The organism is Sphingobium sp. SG1 (assembly GCF_057063145.1).
Genome location: NZ_JBVVOJ010000003.1, coordinates 540803 through 559165, shown reverse-complemented (window position 1 = coordinate 559165; position 18363 = coordinate 540803). Strand labels below are relative to the sequence as shown.

The 18363-nt window shown below is 66.1% G+C and carries 15 protein-coding genes and 1 pseudogene; 8 read left to right on the top strand and 8 right to left on the bottom strand.

Annotated features, from left to right (window positions below; translation table 11 throughout):
• The first annotated feature begins 187 nt into the window (after positions 1-187).
• Entirely contained in the window at positions 188-730 is a 543-nt protein-coding gene (locus tag AC0KVN_RS10655; RefSeq protein WP_161735211.1) for a recombinase family protein, read from the top strand.
• A 65-nt stretch (positions 731-795) separates the two neighbouring features.
• Here AC0KVN_RS10655 and AC0KVN_RS10650 read toward each other — a convergent pair whose 3' ends face one another.
• The 5 genes from AC0KVN_RS10650 to AC0KVN_RS10630 all read right to left on the bottom strand — a co-directional run bounded on the left by AC0KVN_RS10650 (position 796) and on the right by AC0KVN_RS10630 (position 6726).
• Entirely contained in the window at positions 796-942 is a 147-nt protein-coding gene (locus AC0KVN_RS10650) for a hypothetical protein (protein WP_483656105.1), read from the bottom strand.
• Positions 943-1169: 227 nt separating this feature from the next.
• On the bottom strand, positions 1170-2300 hold the full coding sequence (locus tag AC0KVN_RS10645) for an alkaline phosphatase (RefSeq protein WP_435568729.1): 1131 nt from the start codon (positions 2298-2300) through the stop codon (positions 1170-1172).
• Positions 2301-2314: 14 nt separating this feature from the next.
• Positions 2315-5206, bottom strand: a complete 2892-nt coding sequence (locus AC0KVN_RS10640; RefSeq protein WP_483656104.1) for a TonB-dependent receptor — start codon at positions 5204-5206, stop codon at positions 2315-2317.
• Positions 5207-5290: 84 nt separating this feature from the next.
• The gene (locus tag AC0KVN_RS10635; protein WP_234892986.1) at positions 5291-6238 is read right to left on the bottom strand and encodes a FecR family protein; all 948 of its coding nucleotides are present in this window, start codon (positions 6236-6238) and stop codon (positions 5291-5293) included.
• A complete protein-coding gene (locus AC0KVN_RS10630; protein WP_136186587.1) occupies positions 6220-6726 on the bottom strand; it encodes an RNA polymerase sigma factor in 507 nt (168 codons plus the stop codon). Before AC0KVN_RS10630 ends, AC0KVN_RS10635 begins: the two co-directional genes overlap by 19 nt.
• 196 nt (positions 6727-6922) lie before the next feature.
• Here AC0KVN_RS10630 and AC0KVN_RS10625 point away from each other — a divergent pair, with 196 nt between their 5' ends.
• Positions 6923-7696 (top strand): hypothetical protein, encoded by a 774-nt coding sequence (locus tag AC0KVN_RS10625; RefSeq protein WP_483656103.1) that lies wholly within the window; start codon positions 6923-6925, stop codon positions 7694-7696.
• 464 nt (positions 7697-8160) lie between these two features.
• Here the strand turns inward: AC0KVN_RS10625 and AC0KVN_RS10620 are convergent.
• Positions 8161-9157, bottom strand: a pseudogene (locus AC0KVN_RS10620) (LacI family DNA-binding transcriptional regulator).
• 85 nt (positions 9158-9242) lie between these two features.
• Here AC0KVN_RS10620 and AC0KVN_RS10615 point away from each other — a divergent pair.
• From AC0KVN_RS10615 to AC0KVN_RS10590, 6 genes are all read left to right on the top strand, one after another.
• Positions 9243-9443, top strand: coding sequence for a DUF4169 family protein (locus tag AC0KVN_RS10615; RefSeq protein WP_037517542.1), 201 nt, complete (start codon positions 9243-9245; stop codon positions 9441-9443).
• A gap of 161 nt (positions 9444-9604) precedes the next feature.
• Positions 9605-10609: a hypothetical protein gene (locus AC0KVN_RS10610; RefSeq protein ID WP_483656102.1), complete on the top strand. Its 1005-nt coding sequence runs from the start codon at positions 9605-9607 to the stop codon at positions 10607-10609.
• A gap of 291 nt (positions 10610-10900) precedes the next feature.
• Positions 10901-12121, top strand: a complete 1221-nt coding sequence (locus tag AC0KVN_RS10605) for an argininosuccinate synthase (protein WP_017500430.1) — start codon at positions 10901-10903, stop codon at positions 12119-12121.
• Positions 12122-12368: 247 nt separating this feature from the next.
• Complete coding sequence (locus AC0KVN_RS10600; protein ID WP_435568734.1) at positions 12369-13049, top strand: EF-hand domain-containing protein; 681 nt, start codon at positions 12369-12371, stop codon at positions 13047-13049.
• Between the two features lie 139 nt (positions 13050-13188).
• Positions 13189-13908 carry a response regulator gene (locus AC0KVN_RS10595; RefSeq protein ID WP_010338343.1) on the top strand — a complete coding sequence of 240 codons (720 nt, stop codon included), beginning with the start codon at positions 13189-13191 and terminating at the stop codon, positions 13906-13908.
• A complete protein-coding gene (locus AC0KVN_RS10590; RefSeq protein WP_483656101.1) occupies positions 13905-15278 on the top strand; it encodes a sensor histidine kinase in 1374 nt (457 codons plus the stop codon). The genes AC0KVN_RS10595 and AC0KVN_RS10590 overlap by 4 nt, the downstream gene beginning before the upstream one ends.
• A 103-nt stretch (positions 15279-15381) precedes the next feature.
• Here the strand turns inward: AC0KVN_RS10590 and proP are convergent, their stop codons facing one another.
• Positions 15382-16926: a glycine betaine/L-proline transporter ProP gene (gene proP / locus AC0KVN_RS10585; protein WP_435568737.1), complete on the bottom strand. Its 1545-nt coding sequence runs from the start codon at positions 16924-16926 to the stop codon at positions 15382-15384.
• A 378-nt stretch (positions 16927-17304) separates the two neighbouring features.
• Positions 17305-18360, bottom strand: a complete 1056-nt coding sequence (locus AC0KVN_RS10580; protein ID WP_435568738.1) for a flagellar motor protein MotB — start codon at positions 18358-18360, stop codon at positions 17305-17307.
• Between the last annotated feature and the right edge of the window lie 3 nt (positions 18361-18363).

Here is an 18363-nt window from a genome sequence, read left to right as displayed (position 1 = left end):
AGGATAACGAGACCCGGTTCGATCCGTGGATATCCTTCACCCTCTACGCGACACATTATGTGTCCCGCCAGGGTAAAATCTGACGGGATATCTCAACCCCTGATGATCCCCGCATCAATAGACCCGGATTTCATTTTGAGACCCCGTCCAGAACGAAGGTCTAGGATCAAACGAGACAGGAGGCCCCATGATCATCGGATATGCCCGCGTCAGTTCGACATCCCAGAGTCTCGATATCCAGCACGAGGCGCTGGCCACCGCCGGGGCGGAGAAGGTCTTCTCGGAGAAGGTGTCAGGGCGGTCGACCACCGATCGTGAGCAACTGGCGCTGGCCATGTCCTTCGCCCGCGAAGGTGACACCCTGATCGTGACGAGGCTCGATCGTCTGGCCCGCAGCGTCGCCGACCTCCACCGGATCATTGAAGTGCTGACGCAGAAAGGCGTGGGCTTCAAATGTCTGAACCAGCCCGGCGTCGACACTGACACCAGCACCGGACGCCTGATGCTCGCCATGCTCGCCGCAGTGGCCAGCTTCGAGGCAGACATCCGGCATGAGCGCCAGATGGAAGGTGTCCGGAAGGCACAGGCCGCAGGAAAATATCGCGGTCGCCCTGCCAGCATCGACCCGACGAAGATCAGGGAACTCAAGGCCAAGGGCATGGGTGCCGCCGCGATCGCAAAACACATGGGGATCGGCCGCGCTTCGGTCTATCGGGCACTGGCCGCCTGACCAGATAGACGTGCAATCGGGACCCCACCTTCGGGTTCACGGTCATCACCAGCATCGAGCCGGGATCATCTCGCCGGATCATCGACCCGACATCGTCCCGGCCACATCGTCACCCGCCGACTATAGTCGCCCATGCTCTGGGCGACCGTCAGCGACATCATGGAGACCAGCATCATGAAATCACGCCCGAAGCCGGAGGCAGCATCGGCCACCCATGCTTCTGCCCATGATGAGGGAGAGAGCGTCACCGGGATCATCGCGGATATCGTGGGCGACGCCGGTGACGATGAAGTGGGGATGATGGGTATCGACGCTGGTTCACCGCAGCCCTCCAGAACCACCCGACAGACCCCCGCTACCCGCTCCAGTCCGTCATCCCCGACATATCAGCGGCACCACAGCTTGATCCGCAGGATCGGGGCGGGTGCCGCTGCGGCCTTCAATCCTCCTTCGTCCAGCCCATCGCCTTCAGCATCACGTCGAACAGGCGGGTGTTGGCGAAGAAGCCGTGGACCTGATCGGCGCCCGGCCCGGCGGCGGCGGCGATCACTTCCTCGCCGGTGTGATTGTCCTCGACGCCGATGATCGCATTGCTGGCGACCGTTGCCCCCGGCTTGGCGGCGGCGGCCGCATATTGCTGCGCCATCGGCGCGCTCCGCTTGCCGCTGGTCATGCGCAGGCCGAAACTATGGTCGGCGGTGAACAGGATCAGCGTGTCCTTGCCCGCGATCGCGCTCACCCGGCGGATCATCTCGTCCATCTCGATCACATGCTTCAGGCCATTTTCCGGCTTGTCGGTGTGCATGTCCCATTCGACCATCAGGAAATAGCCCTTGGGATTGCGGGCAAGCTGGCCGATCGTCGCTTCGACTGCCGGGATCGGCGCATAATCCGCATCGCGCAGCACCGCCGCCCGGCCGCTATCCTTCACCAGTGCCGGATCGTCCCCGAACCGATAGCCCGCCCTGGCAAAGGCCGCCTGCGGCGTGGTGCCATCCTTGGCGAAGGACGCGACCGCATCGGCCTGCCCCTTGCCGATCAATATGTCGACACCATTGCCGAAGCGGGGCGTCAGCATCTGGCGGAAGATCTGGTCCTTGTCCTTGCGCGTGGCGACATGGGCGAAGCAGGCGGCCGGCGTCGCGTCCCAGATCGGCATGTTGGTGACGACGCCGGTGGAAAGGCCGCGCTGCTCGGCATATTCCAGGAAGCTCTTGACCGGGGTTATCGCCCCATCGGCCGCCGGCAGCGCGGAGATCATGCCGCTGTTGGTCTTGTGCCCGGTCATGATCGCGCTCATGCCCGCCGCCGAATCCGTTATCCAATTGTCGAGCGCCGAGGTGTCGGACAGGCCGACATGGGGCATGGACTGGATGAACAGCGACTGCGGCCGGTCATGCGCCATGATGCCCGCAGCGTTCAGCGTCGGCACGCCGCCGGCGTCACCGAGGAACAGGATGATGTTGCGGGCCCGCTGCGGCGCGGCCCCGTCATCATTGCGGGCCTGCGCCGGAGCGGCGGCGAGCATTGCGCCCGCCGCCAGCATGATCCCGATCGATCGCATCGTCATTGCCGTCCTTCCGTTCAGAAACGGGCCCGCACGCCGGCCATCAGCGTGGTGCCATAATCGGTGTAGCCCGCGAAGCGATCGTCCCGGACATATTGCCACTGGACGCCGCCGGCCACGTTGATGCCCTGCACCACGAATGTGACATTGGGCGTGACCTTGTAGGAAATGTCGAAGTCCAGGCTGCCGAACGCCGCGTCGTTATTGGCGGCCAGCCCCGCGCCGCCGACATCGCGCAGCACCTTGCCGCGCCAGCTATAGCTGGCCCGCGCGCCGACCGGCCCCTTTTCGTAGAAGGCGGTCAGGTTGAAGCTGTCGCCGGCCACGTCGGTCAGGTCGTCGCGGAAGGTGGTGCCGTCGGACAGGGCATAGGTGCCCTTGCTCTTGGTATGGGTGTAATTGGCCTGGAAACCCAGGCCATCGAACGGCGCCGGCAGCATCTTGAACAGTTGCTGATAGGCGATCTCGATCCCCGCGACATAGGCATTGCCGCCATTTTGCGGCGCGGTCAGGCGATAGATCTGGCCGTCCAGGTCGAAATTGCGGGTCTGCTGGAAGACGAAGGTCGTGATGTCCTTGTAGAAGGCACCACCGATCAGCGCGCTACCCGGCGCGAAATACCATTCGACCGTGCCGTCATATTGCCAGGCTTCGAACGGTCGCAGTTCGGGATTGCCGCCCACCGCCGTCAGCACGGTCGGGTTGGAATTGATCGTCAGGCGCGGCGCCAGGTCGGCCAGCGACGGCCGGGTGATGACCTTGGACGCGGCCAGATGCATCTGCAGGTTCGACGTGAACTCCGCGACCAGGTTGAGCGAGGGAAGAAAATTCCCGTAATTGCGCTCGTAGCTGACCGGCAGCGCCGCGCTGCCATTGTCGGCATAGCCCGACGATGTCTGGCGGGTATGGGCGTAGCGCAGGCCCGCGTCGCCCCGGATGGTCACGCCGCCCAGCGGCAGGCTGAACTCCGCCATGCCATAGCCGCCGATGATCCGTTCATCGATGGCATAGCTGTTGCGCCGGTCGCCACGCGTCAGCGGCGCGTCGAGCAAAGCCTCCTTGCCGGTCGCCGCGTCCCAGAAACGGTCGGGATCGGGCATGACCCAGTTCGTCGGCAGATTGCCGCCCACGCCGCTCAGGAAATCATCGACCGGGAAGGCCTCGAAATAGCTGTCGTCGAAGCGCTGGCCGGCGATGCCGCTGGTGAAGTTGATGTCGCGACGATTATAGGTGCGGTCGCGCTTTTCATATTTGGCACCGAAGCGCAGCGCCTGCACCACGCCGCTCAGTTCGCGCGTCACGTCGAAGGTCGCGGCCCGCTGGCGATCGAGCGAGTCATTGACGCGATATTCGATCCGGCGGCCGGGCAATGTGGTCGATTCCGTCAGGTCGGCGGTCAGGAACTCCAGGTTCGGCAACCGCTCGCCCACCTTGCCATAGTCGAACGCGACCTGGCCCACGCTGCCGAGCAGGCGGGTGCGATAGATGGGCGTGGGCGTATTGGAATAGGCCCGGCCCAGGCTCGCGTCGGCAGCCAGCGTCCAGCCATTGGCGGACCATTTGGCATTCGCGCCGATCAGCCAATTCTCATATTCCAGCCGCGACGTCTCGCGCCCGATCTGGGTCGATGTATTGACGGTCGCGGCGGTCAGCACGCCATTTTCGATCACCGCCGTGCCCGGCACGATCGCGCCCGGCGTGGTCGCGGAAAAATCGGTCGAATAGGTCAGTTCGTCATAATCGATGTTGAGCCGGCTCCACAGGCCATCGACGTTCAACTCGAACCGGTCGTCGGGCTTCCACTGGATCGCGCCATTGAGGCCGATGCGGTTGCGATTTTCGCGCTCCAGCGTCGGGCGCGTGCTGGTCGGCACCAATATGGTGTCGCTGTCCAGCGTGCCGTCGCCATCCGCATCGATCCGCCCGTCGGCCCAGCCGACGCCGGTGACACGGTCCTGCCGCGTGGTGCGCTCGTCATAGACCGCCGCGATCAGCGCGCCGAACGTGCCCTCGTCATTGACCCAGCTGGCCATGCCCGACAGGCGCGGGTCGACCGTGTCGGCCAGGCGCGGCGAACTGGCGGTGGCCGACAAAGCCAGCACCGGCTTCTTGAGGTCGATCGGGCGGAAGGTCTGCAGGTTGACGATGCCGCCGATCCCGCCCTCGGCCAGGTCCGCGCGCGGGCTCTTGATGACTTCCACTGTCGACATGAGTTCGGACGGCAGCGTGTCGAAGCGGAACTGGCGCCCGCTCTGGCCGCTGTCGCGCACATTCTCGTTCACCGCGGCCGACCGGCCATTGAGCGTAACGACCTGGAAATTGGCGCCCAGGCCGCGGATGCGGACAAACACGCCTTCGCCGCGATCGCGCACGATCGATACGCCGGGCACGCGCTGCAGCGCTTCGGCGATGTTCTGGGCGGGGAATTTGCCGATATCCTCGGCCTTCACCACGTCGACGACATTGGTCGCCTTGCGCTTTTCGGCCAGCGCGCCGGACAGGCTGGCGGCATAGCCGGTGACGATGATGTCGGGCGCGACTTCGACGCCGCCGCTGGCCACCGTCTCCTGCGGACCGGCCACCGCCGCCACGATCAGCAGCGCGCCATTGCCCTGCCGCCGCACCGCCAGCGGCTTGCCCTGGATCAGCCGTTCGACCGCTGCCATCGCGTCCATCCGGCCGCTCAGCGACGGGCCGGTCATTCCGGCCACCAGTTGCGGCGCGAACAAGATGTCGGTGCCGGTCTGGCGGGCCAGCGCCTCCAGCGCGGTCCCCAGCGGCTGCGCGGCGATCTGGACGGTCGCCTGGCGCTGCTGCGCCTGGGCCGGAACCGCACAGAAGGCGGCAAGAGCGGCGCCCAGCACCAGAGAGCGGCGCAAAGTGCGCGAAGAAGAAACGGTCACGATCATCCCCCGTGGACAGCGGCAGAAGGCGCCGCGCCTCCCCGACGCGCCAGCGGGATTTTACCCCACCCCGGCGTCGGCCATTTTTTTTCAGCCGCCCAGCAGCACCCGGTCGTCCACCTGGCGGACGGGCACGGACAGCAATTGCGACAGCGCCTGGCCCAGCGCGACATTGTCGCCCATCCGGTACATGCCGCTGACCCGCAGCGCGGCAGTGGCGGGATCGGCGATCACCAGCCGGGTCAGGCTGTAGCGATTGGCCTCCGCCGCCACCGCATCCAGCCGGTCGTCATGAAAGGCCGCCCGCCCGCTCAGCCAGGCCTGGGTGGTTTCGACATCGGGCCGATCGAGCTGCACGACATCGGCGGCATCGGTGCGGATGCGCTGCCCGGCGGACAGGCTGCGTTGCCCACCGGCGACCGCGACATCGGCCTGTCCCGCCAGCGCCGTCATCGCCAGCCGGTCATCGCTGTCGCGCCGCACATCGAACCGGCCGCTGCCGGCGACGAAACGCCCCCGGCCGGCATCGATCGCAAAGGGCACGGCGGACGGCTTCACCGTCAGCGCCACGCGCCCCCGTTCCAGCCACAGCCGCCGCCGGCTGGCGCTCGCCAGCACCCGGACATCGGTATCGGTATCCAGGAACAGGGCCGACCCTTCCGGCAGGGTCAGCCGCCGCTGCTCGCCAATCCCGGTGCGATAGCGGGTGCCCGCCATCGCCGTCTGCATGATCGCCATGCCACCGCCGCCCACCACCAAAGTGCCGGCGCAGGCCGCCATCATCCGCCGGCGCGACAGGCTGCGCACAGGCGCCGGCGCAGGACGCACCGCCGCGTCGGTGCCGGGCACCAGCGCCCAGATATCGGTCGCCCGCTCGAAATCGGCCGCATGCGCGGGGTCGGCGGCGATCCAGGCGCGAAAGGCCTGCTCGTCGTCCACCGTCCGTTCGTCCGCATTCAGCCTTGCAATCCACTCGGCGGCGGTCCGGGCCATGGGGCGCTCACCGGGCATGTCGGGGCTCACCAATCCTTCGTCCATTCGCCAAGGAAGCTCATTGCCCTGGCCATATGCTTCTCGACCGCGCTCTGACTGATGTCCAGCCGTTCGGCAATCTCGCGATATTTGAGATTGTCGATCCGCTGCAGCAGGAACACCTCGCGGGTGCGTGGCGGCAACTTGTCGATCCCCTCCGACACGCGCCGCAGCCGCGCCTGCGCCATCAGCGCCTCGTCCTGCAACGGCGCGCCGTCGCGCAGCAGCGCCAGCACATCCTCGCCACCCGCTGGCCCGCGCACCTTTTCCCGCCGATAACTGTCCCGCGCCCGGTTGACCGCCGCGCGGACCAGAAAGGCTTCCTCATTGTCGGGCCGTTCGGGCCGGGCCGCCATGCGGACATAGGCATCGTGCAACAGATCCTCGCTGTCGGAACGCCGCGTCATCCGCTCGACCTGCGCCAGCAGCCCGGCCCAGCCGGTCCATAGCCGCCGCGGCGCCCGCAGCGCCTGTTCAGAAGGATGCTCGCTCATGCGACCGGCCGCTTAGCGGGCGCTGCGGTCAGTTTGATGACCAAGCCATTTCAATTGGATGACGCTGCGACCTTGTGACTTGCCGCGTGAATACGGGGATTGTCCGAAGCGTCGCCAGCGGCAATATGCCGTCTTGCTGGACATGGCGCCCCCGCGCGCCGCATGTCCGATCTGACGAAAGGGGCAAGGCCGGGCGATGGACAGGATGGAGTATGCGGCGGCAATTGACCGGATCATCGAAAGCTGTCGCGCACTCTGCCTGGATGTGCGCTGGCATGATGTCTACGCGCTGGCGACCTCGGTGGAACTGGAAGAGGTCAATCCCGCGCTGTTGCGGATGAAGGTCACGGCCGCCTGCGCCCTTAACGACAAGACGCTGCTTGCTGCACTCGCACCGGAAATCATCGACCTGCCGGACGGCCATGCGCTTTTCTATCCGCTGGTCGGACAGATACAGCGCAGCGGCCATGGCGATATTGGGGCCGACATGCTGCTGGCGCGCGCCAATGCGGCGGCCGATCCGCGCTATGCGGTTTTCCTGCGCCGCGCGATCAGCCTCAATCGTGGTGACGAGGCGCGCACGGCCACGCTGGAGGCCGCGCTCAATGCCGCGACAAATGGCGGCTGGGACATGAAGGGCGAACCTTCGTCCCATCATTTTCCCGCGCCGCTGCCGGCCCTGATGGGACCGCCGGTGCAGATCGTTCCCGCGCCGGGCGTGGATCGCCGGCATATCGACCGGCTGACCGGGGACACCGCGAAATTCCTCGCCAGGATGCAGAAGCCCGCGCCCGGCTATATCGTCGAAGAATCTTTCCGCCATTTCCGATGCCGACTTGCCGTCGCGCGACCGGGTATAATCGTCCCGCTTCCACGCTTCCACGCTTCCACGCTTCCACGCTTCCACGCTTCCACGCTTCCACGCTTCCACGCTTCCCAGCGCACCTGGCCAAACTCGCGGGTCCAGTAGGTCCGCTCCATCTGCCGCGCCTTGCCGGGCGTCAGGCCGGATGGATCGACCTGCGAATAGGGGTGGACAATATGGTGTTCGGTCGCTTGCCCGAACTGTAGGTGAAGTCGCCATCGGTCCACAGCGCCAGGACTTTCGACGGATAATCGTCGGGGCATTGCCCTGATATTGCCACAGGATATTGTCGCGGATCGTCCGCCGGGCGCCGCAGTCCACAGCGTTCTGGGGCACCACCTTGGTCAGGTGATAGGGCATCCGGTCCGCCGACGTCAGGTCGCGCCGGTTCTTGCAGCGCGCATCGGTGGCGATCATGCCCATGATGATGCTCCAGGCAGGTCGACGGGGCAGGGCGCGCATGAACGATAGGGGCGCGAATGAGCATGACGGCCCGCGCCGCTTTCGGTTCCCTGCGCCGGGACGGGCTGACGGATTTTGCGCTGGCAATGCCGGGCCTTGCCTTCGTCTTACGGCGTCGCTGCGCCCGTGCTGCCGCGCGCGACCAGTGAGAAGGTGAAGCGCGGCGGTTCGCCCGGACCATTGATCAGCGCGTCGATCGCGGCGCGGCCCATATGGTCCAGCGGCTGGCGCACGGTGGTCAGCGGCGGCCAGCTGGTGCGGCTCGCGGGCGTATCGTCGAACCCGGCCACCGACAGATCCTCGGGCACGCGCAGGCCCAGGTCATGCGCCAGCGTCAGCACGCCCAGCGCCATCGGGTCGTTGGTCGCAAAGATCGCGGTCGGCCGGTCGTCCCGCTGCAACAGCGCCTCTGCGCAGGCGATGCCGGACGCGAAATCGAAACTGCCCTGCATGAACAGGCTGTCGTCGATCGGCAGGCCGGCCGCCGCCATCCCCTCGCGAAAACCCTCGACGCGCTGCAGCGCCGCCTTGTGGGTCGGGGGCGGGGTGATCACCGCGATCCGCTTATGGCCCAAGGACGCCAGATGATCGGCCACCATCCGCCCGGCGGCATGTTCGGGGGTCGGCATGTTGATGCCACCCCCTGGATGCGTCCGCCGTGCCGGCGATCCGGGCACAGGGCAGGTTCATTTCCGCCAGCCGGTCGAGCAGCAGCGCGTCGTCGGACAGCGGCGGCACCAGGAACACGCCGTCCGGGCGCAGCGCCGCGACCAGCCGGTCCAGCACTTCGATCCGCTCCTCGCCGCCGTCGGAAATCGGCTCCACCACCAGATGATAGCCAAGGTCGCGGCAGCGCGCCGCTGCGCCCGACTGGATGCCGCCGGTATAGGCGGGGGCGGGGTTGCTGTAGAGATAGGCGATCATGAAGGAGCGGCCACCGGCCAGCCGCCGCGCCGACTGGTTGGGGCGATAGCCCAGTTGCTCGATCGCCGCGTTCACCCGCTCGCGCAGTTCGTCGCTGACGTTCGGCGCCTTGTTGACAACGCGGGACACCGTCTTGATCGAGACTTTGGCGAGGGCGGCGACGTCATGGATGCTGGGCATGATTTTCCTATAGGGCCGGGCCGAAGGCGACTGGTGCTGCCCCGGATCTCTGTGGCACTATTCCCCATAGGACCAAGGATGGAAGATGAGCAACGTCATTAATTTTCGTCTGGCGCGCAAGGCCAGGGATCGGGCCGACAAGGCGCAGGCGGCAGACAGCAACCGCGCCAAGTTCGGCCGGACCAAGGCACAGAAACTTGCCGATCAGCAAGAAGAACGTCGAAAGGCGGCTCTGCTGGATGGCGCGCGTCTTGAGCGCAAGGAAGAGTTCGACGGCGATGTCTGATGCCGTGAAGTCATGATATAAATCTGTTGTTCATGTTCGAAATGAACATCCGTTCATATTGAAGCGGGATTTTTCAATTCATCGATATTGAAAAACAGATCGTCCCGCATTTGACGATATGTTTGAGGCCAATGGAGATGGTCGGCGGTTGATCTATCGCTATGACCAAGAATATTCGATCCATCCGTCCCGCCTCGGCCGCGATCGCCGCTGTCCTGGCATTGTCCGCAACGCCCCTGTTCGCGCAGGAGGTGATGACGCCCTCGCCGGCCGCGCCCATGGCGGTGCCGACCGCGCCGGTCGACATCGCCCCCGCGGCGCCGGCGGCTGAGCCCGCACCCGCAGCGCCTGCCACACCGGCTGCTACCCCGGCGGCGCCGGTCTTCGCGCCCAGCCAGCCGGTCGTGCAACAGACCCCGCCGACCCCGGAGCCGCAGCCTGAAGCGCCCGCCGCGCAGGAAAGCCGCGCTGCCCCGGCCGCGCCGGCGCTGCGCCGCGCGGAAGTCCGCCAGTCTGAACCTGCTTCTGAACCTACCCCGGCACCTGCTCCGACCCCGGTCGCGGCCGAACGCACCGAAGCGCCGGCACCCGTAGCCCCGGCCGCAACGCCGGCTCCGGAACCCGCCGCCGTCACCCCGGTTGCCGAACCGGCCCCGACTGCCGCGCCGGCCGAACAGCCCTCGGCCCTGATCGATCCGGCGCTGCTGCTGGCGCTGGGTGGTGGTTCGCTGCTGCTGGTCGGCCTTGGCGCCACCGCCGTCGTCCGTCGCCGCCGCCAGCGTGTCGAAGCCGAGCGTGAAGCGATTACGCCGATCGAAACCGGCCCGGCCCCGGCACCGATGCCTCTCGCACCGGCTGCTGCGTCTTTAGCTCCGATTGCTGCACGCACCCCGCTGGCCGCCGCCACGGCTCCCGCCAGCGATGTCGAAGCGATGGTCGCCGCTGCCCCCAGCCGCGACAATCCCTTCCTGACCCAGCGCAACCGCCGTCGCCGCGCCCATTTCCTCCTCGCCCAGCGGCAGGCGCTCCGCACGGCCGATCCGGTCGCCCGCGCCGCACCGGTGGCAACCCCGGCCAGCGCCTCGGCGACCGATCGCAGCCAGACCGTCTATCGCTTCGGCAGCGACCGCGCCCGTCCGGGCCTGTTCAAGCCGCGCACCAGCTGATCGACGCCCTGAGCTGACAATGAAGGGGACGGTGGCCCGCCATCGTCCCCTTTGTCTTGCCTGTCCTACAATCCGCTTTGCCTGATAGAAGCAGGGGCAGGGGAGAGCATCGCGCTTTCCGATAGGATCAGCGTCCAGCAAGATTATGTCAAAATCTGCGGGAAATATGGGAAGTTAAGGCCCGCAGCTTCCAACAGGCGCCCCCGCGCTGTTGCGCTTGCCCGTCCCGCCTGTTACCGGCGCGCGGTTTATATCCCACGCCAATATTGGCCTGCAGAAGAGTCGCCCACCATGTCCGACAAGATCAATCGTATCGTCCTCGCCTTTTCGGGCGGCCTCGACACCAGCGTGATCCTGAAATGGCTGCAGCAGACCTATCAGTGCGAAGTCGTCACCTTCACCGCCGATCTCGGCCAGGGTGAGGAACTGGAACCCGCCCGTGCCAAGGCCCGCCTGATGGGCGTCAAGGAAGAGCATATCTTCATCGACGACCTGCGCGAGGAATTCGTGAAGGATTATGTCTTCCCGATGATGCGCGGCAATGCGCTCTATGAAGGCCTCTATTTGCTCGGCACCTCGATCGCCCGTCCGCTGATCGCCAAGCGCCAGATCGAGATCGCCAAGATGCTGGGCGCCGACGCCGTCAGCCATGGCGCCACCGGCAAGGGCAATGACCAGGTCCGCTTCGAACTGGGCTATTACGCCCTGCAGCCCGACATCAAGGTGATCGCCCCCTGGCGCGAATGGGATCTGACCAGCCGCACCAAGCTGATCGAGTTCGCCGAACAGCACCAGATCCCGATCCCGCGCGACAAGCGTGGCGAAAGCCCCTTCTCGACCGACGCGAACATGCTGCACACCTCGTCCGAGGGCAAGGTGCTGGAGGATCCGTGGGAGGAAACCCCCGACTTCGTCTATTCGCGCACGGTCAACCCGGAAGACGCGCCCGACGCGCCCGAATATATCACGGTCGATTTCGAACGTGGCGACGGCGTCGCGATCAACGGCATCGCCATGTCGCCCGCGACCCTGCTCGAAACCCTCAACGAATATGGCCGCAAGCATGGCATCGGCCGTCTCGACCTGGTCGAGAACCGCTTCGTGGGCATGAAGTCGCGCGGCATGTATGAAACGCCGGGCGGCACCATCTATCACCTCGCCCATCGCGGCATCGAGCAGATCACGCTCGACCGTGGCGCTGCGCACCTCAAGGATGAGCTGGCCCCCAAATATGCCGAGCTGATCTATAACGGCTTCTGGTTCTCGCCCGAGCGCGAGATGCTCCAGGCCGCGATCGACCACAGCCAGGAAAAGGTGACCGGCACGGTCCGCCTGAAGCTCTACAAGGGCGGCGTCTATGTCGTCGGCCGCAAGTCGCCCTACACGCTCTACAGCGAGAAGGTCGTCACCTTCGAGGACGACGCCGGCGCCTATGACCAGCGCGACGCCGCGGGCTTCATCAAGCTGAACGCGCTGCGCCTGCGCCTGCTGGGCCGCCGCGACGGGCTTTGATTAGCGCGGCACCGGCCCGCGCCCCCACCCGACCTCCCATCCAGGATATACTGTGGGAGGCCGGGTGGGGGTGCGGGCCGGTGCGGTTCTCCAACCGGGCCGGTGCGGTTCTCCAACAAAGACTCCCGATACAAATTGCGACAAACTATTGGGTGACATGACAAAGTTGCGGGACAAGTCTTGCCGATAAGCGACGTCAAGGATGGTCGACACGCCATCCACGACTGAACTTGGAAGGAAAGACCCAATGCTCCGCAAATTCTTCACCACCGTCGCGGTCGGTTCGCTGTTCGTCGGCGGGCTGGCGGCCACCCATGTCGCCTTCGCGCAGGATGGTGGTCCGGGTCCGCGCGGCATGCGTGGCAGCCCGATGATGATGGCAGACGCCAACAAGGATGGCACCATCACCAAGGCGGAACTGACCGCCTCGCTCGAAGCCCGCTTTGCCCAGCTCGACGCCAACAAGGATGGCAAGCTGACCAAGGAGGATCGTGACATCCGCCGCCAGCAGCGTCTGGACGAACGCTTCGCCGCGCTCGACACCGACAAGAATGGCCAGATCAGCAAGGCCGAATATCAGGCCGGTCATCAGCCGCGCGCCGATCGCGGCCCTGAAGCCGGCAAGCCCGGCGGCCCCGACGGCAAGCGCTGGGGCGGGCGTGGCCATGGCGGTCCCGGTCGCGGCATGATGCACCGCGGCCCCGGCTTCGGTGACGCCGACAAGGACGGCACCATGACCAAGGCCGAGTTCATGGCCGGCCCGCTCGCCATGTTCGACAAGGCGGACACAAACAAGGATGGCAAGGTCACGGCCGAGGAAATGAAGGCCGCCCGCCAGGCGATGCGTGGTCCCGGTCGCGGACATGATCGTGGTCCGGGTCGTGGCCCCGGTGCCGACCAGGCACCGCCGCCGCCGCCGGCCAGATGATCGGCTGACAGCGCCGACGATCCGGAGCGGGGCTTTTCCCCCTAGCGCCCCGCTCCAGTCGATCGTCCCAAGGGGGAAGGGCGAAGGTTCCCCTGCCTTCGCCCTTCCAACCCGTCCCCCGGCATGACAGACAGGCAAAATGAGCGAACGACCCCATCTCCTGCTCGTCGATGACGAGCGATCGATCCGCGAGCCGCTGGCCCAATATCTCTCCCGCAACGGCTTTCGCGTGACCGCCGTCGAGAATGCGGCGGAGGCGCGGCTGCGTCTGGCCGCCAATGCCATCGACCTTGTCATCCTCGACATCATGATGCCCGGCGAGGACGGCCTGTCGCTGTGCCGCCATATCCGCGAGACCAGCGAGATTCCGGTGATCCTGCTCACTGCCCGGTCGGAAGAGACCGACCGCATCGTCGGGCTGGAAATGGGCGCGGACGATTATGTGCTCAAACCCTTTTCGCCGCGCGAACTGGTCGCCCGTATCAAGGTGATCTTCCGCCGCGTCGCGACCGGCGGTCAGCGCGTCACCGCGCCCGACGGCGCCACCTATGCCTTTGCCGGCTGGCTCTTGAAGACGCAGGAACGCACCCTGGTCGATGCCGAAGGCGTGTCGCTGCCGCTTTCGACTGCCGAATATAATCTGATGCTCGCCTTCGCCACCCGGCCCAATCAGGTGCTCAGCCGCGACCAGTTGCTCGACATCACTCAGGGGCGTGAGGCGAACGCCTTCGACCGGGCGATCGACAACCAGATCAGCCGCCTGCGCAAGAAGATCGAGCCGGATGCGAAGAACCCGACGCTGATCAAGACGGTCTGGGGCGGCGGCTACACCCTGTCGGCGGAGGTCCGCAAACTGTGAAGCAACTGCGCCTCTGGCCGCAAAGCCTGGTCGGACAGATCATCATCCTGGTCGCGATCGCGCTGTTCGTGGCGCAGGCGATCAATTTCGGCCTGCTGCTGCGCGAACGCAATCGGGTCGAACTGACCAGCCAGACCGCGCCACTGGTCTATCGCGTCATCAATGCGCTCGATACCAGGCCGGATCGCGTGCCCGACCGCGATCATTCGCGCGCCAATCAGGATCGCGACCGGCGCAATATCGACTTCCTCGCCAGCCGCCCGACGCTGAGCGGCAAGCCGCGTCCCGATGTCGCGGCCCGCGCCGGCGCAATGTTCGACGATATCGGCCTCACCGTCCGCACGATCGAGGCGGCGGAGGACAGTCGCATCATGCCGCTGCGCCGCTGGGAACAGATACGCAGCCGCGCCACAGGGGAGGCGCCGCGCGACCATCGCGTCGGCCGGCTCACCCTCGCGGTCGAATATGAACCGGGCAAATGGTTGACGACCGAGGCCCGCATCGGCAGCCGCCCGCCGCGCTTTGGCGGCTGGCTGGTGGCCCAGACGCTGATCCTCTACGTCATCGTCCTCATTCCGCTGCTCTGGATGGGCCGCCGCTTCGCGCGCCCGCTTAAGCAACTGACCGGCTCCGCCCGCCAGTTCGCGAAGACCGGCTCGGCCGATCCGGTCGAGGAAAGCGGGCCGGGGGACGTGCGCCAGCTCACCACCGCCTTCAACGCCATGCGCGCGCGGATCATCGCCATGCTGGACGAGAAGGACCGGATGCTCGGCGCCATCGGCCATGATCTGCGCACCCCGCTCGCCTCGCTGCGGGTCCGCACCGAATCCGTCGAAGACGACGGCGAGCGCGCCCGCATGTCGGAGACGATCGAGGAAATGAACCGGATGCTCGATGACATCCTCTCGCTCGCCCGCGCCGGCCGCAGCAGCGAGGCGGCGCAGAAGGTCGACCTGACCTCGCTTGCAGACGCAGTGGTCGAGGATTTCATCGAACTGGGTTCACCGGTCGACATGATCGACAGCGATCGCGCCGTCGCCTTCGTCCGCGCCCAGCAGATCCGCCGCGCGCTGCGCAACCTCATCGAAAACGCGATCGTCTATGGCGACCGCGCCCATGTCAGCGTCCAGCATCAGGACGGCATGATCCGCATCATCGTTGCCGATGAAGGGCCGGGCATTGCCGAGGACAAGATGGGCGAGATGATGGAGCCCTTCACCCGGCTCGAAGGATCGCGCAACCGCGAGACCGGCGGCGCCGGCCTTGGCCTGGCCCTCGTCCGCGCGATCATGGCCGAACATGGCGGCGCGCTCCAACTCGCCAACCGCCCCGGCGGCGGCCTCGAAGCCAGCCTCGTCCTCCCCGCCTGACTGGGTCATTCCTCCCCAAGCGCGCTTGGGGAGGGGGACCGCTCGCGTAGCGAGTGGTGGAGGGGCACAGGCCCGATGGCGCAGCGTCGGAAAGGCGCTGGCCCTAACTCGCCAGCGGCCGGATCAGCGCTGGCGTCTCGACTGCGACCGGCGCGACCGGCGCGACCGGCGCCACCGGCGCCACCGGCGGCAGGTCGGGCAGCGCCTTGTCCACCGTCACCGGCTCGCCGCTTTCGACCAAGGCGATCGCTTCGGCCTCATTCGCCACCGCCGGCGGCGATCCGCGCAGCGGCATGCCGGCCGTCTCGCGCACCGTCAGCATGGTCAGCAGGCCGATCAGCGCCGCACCCATCAGATAATAGGCCGGCACCAGCGGATCGCCGGTCTTCTGCACCAGCCAGGCGGTGATCAGCGGCGTCGTGCCGCCGAACAGCGAGACCGAGATGTTGAACGCGATCGACAGCGCGCTGTAGCGCACCGGCGTATAGAAGAGCGCGGGCAGGGTGGAGGGCATCGAACTGGTGAAGCAGACCAGCGCAATCCCCAGCAGCATCAGCCCCAGGAAGATCAGCGCGTCATTGCCCGTGCCGATCAGCAGCATGCAGGGCACCGACAACAGCATCAGCGCGATACAGGCGCCGATGATCATCGGCCGCCGGCCCAGCCGGTCGCTGAACAGCCCGCCCACGACATTGAGCGGCATCATCACCAGCATCACGATGATGATCAGCAGCAGCCCCTTGGTCTCGGCATAGCCCATGGTGACGCTGAGATAATTGGGCATGTAGGTCAGCAGCATATAGTCGGTGACGTTGAACACCAGCACCAGCCCGACGCATTTCAGCAACTGCCGCCAATGCACGCGGAACAGGGTACCAAGCCCCGGCCGTTCGCTTTCGCGGGCATCGATCTGTTCGCTATAGGCCTGGAATGCCGGCGTCTCCTCCAGCTTCAGCCGCATATAGAGGCCGAGCAGGCCCAGCGGCCCGGCGACCAGGAAGGGAATGCGCCAGCCCCAGTCGAGCATCTGCGCGTCGCTCAGCGACATCTGCAGGGCAGTGACAGTGCCGGCGCCGGCGATATAGCCGCCCAGCGTTCCGAACTCCAGCCAGCTGCCCATCAGGCCGCGCTTCCGGTCGGTCGAATATTCCGCGATGAAGGTCGCGGCGCCGCCATATTCGCCGCCGGTCGAAAAGCCCTGCACCAGCCGCGCGGCCAGCAGCATCAGCGGCGCACCGATGCCGATCTGCGCATAGGAGGGGATGAGGCCGATGGAAAAGGTGCCGACCGCCATCAGGATCATGGTCATCGCCAATATCTTGTGCCGGCCATAGCGATCGCCCAGTGGCCCGAACACCAGTCCGCCCAGCGGCCGGACCAGGAAGGCGACGGTGAAAGTGGCGAAGGTCGCGATCAGCTGCAGCGCCGGATCGCTCGACGGAAAAAAGACATGGCCGAGCGTAACCGCGATATAGCCGTAAACGCCGAAATCGAACCATTCCATCGCATTGCCAAGCGCCGCGGCGCCAACGGCGCGGTTCAGCAGGGACCGGTCGACGACGGTGACATCATCGACTTCCAGGTCGCGGCGGCGCTTGAACCAGCCGAAATGGGTGTGGCGCGCGGCATGCGCGGCAGATGTGGACACATTAATCTCCCGGCCCGTCCAGGCGGGCACGCGGGGCGCGCCTCACAGCCGTCGGACAGGCAATGTCGGCCAATAATCAGGGCCTTGGAACGTTGCGACGCCGCATGGGGCATCAAGCGAGGAGCGGCCCATATAGGCAATCGCCCGCAAAAAGGTGCAACAAAGGGGCAGGCCGTGCCGCCACGGGGGTGAGCCGACCCCGGCCTGTCCTATTGGCGCATCATGGCTTATGCTGCGTCGCGATGGGATTTCGGCCGGACATGACGAAGCAGGGGTTGGAAACAAGATTTCCAACCCCTGCATCAAAATTGCCGAATATGCGGGAAATATGGGAAGTTAAGGCGGCGATTTCCTATTTTGCCGCCCCGAGCGTCCGCCTCAATGCTTGCCCGGCTTGGACGATGTTCCGGCCGCCGTCGGGTTGATCAGCGCCGCGCCGCTGGGCAGGCCGGTGCCGCCCATGTCCAGCTTCTGCGCCTGTTCCCGCGCGACCCGCTGCGGATCGTCCCGCTCCTTGATCGCCGCCTGGGTTTCGAGATCCTGCGCGTCATCCTCGTCGGCCGAGGCATTGCCGCCACGGGTCCAGCCCAGAATGACCGACATGCGCCGGTTGCGCGGATCATAGGCGTCACTCTTCACGAACGGTTCGCGATCGGCGACCCCCTCGATCCGGGCGAAGCGGGCATTGGGAATGCCGGTTTCGGCGAGCGCCTTGCGGGTCGATTCCGCACGGGCCGACGACAGCATCCAGTTGTTCATGCTCCGGCCCGAAGCATAGGGCAGGCCATCGGTATGGCCGCGCACGATCAGCGGGTTGGGCATGGTCGCCAGTGCGTCCGCGACCTCGGCGATCAGCGCCTTGGCTTCGGGCAGCAACTGGTCGGTGCCCGACCGGAACATCGCGAAATCCGCCTCGTCGATCAGGTCGATGCGCAGCCCTTCGCGGGTTTCGGTGAAGCGGACATTCTTGCGCAGCCGGGCCAGGCCCTTCTTGGACATGCGGTCCTCAAGCTGCTTCTTGATATTCTCGAACTTCTGCCGGTCGGCCGCGCGCAATGCCTTGCCGCCCTGGTCCTTGGTGCCGGTGGCATCGCGCGGGATGGTGATGGCCAGGTTGCCCTGACCGCCCGTCGTCGGATAATTTTCCTTCGCCATCAGGCTGTCGCCGCCGAACATGCCGGTGGACCCCGCCGAATTCATCTTCAGCTCGACCAGCGTCGGCGTGAAATAGTCGGCCAGCGCCTTGCGCTGCTTTTCGGTGGTCGCACCCAGCAGCCACATCAGCAGGAAGAAGGCCATCATCGCCGTCACGAAGTCGGCATAGGCCACCTTCCAGGCGCCGCCATGATGGCCGCCATGGCCATCGACGATGATCTTCTTGACGATGATCGGCCGGGGTTCGGGCTCGTTCGCGCCGCGCTTCTTCTCCGCCATGGC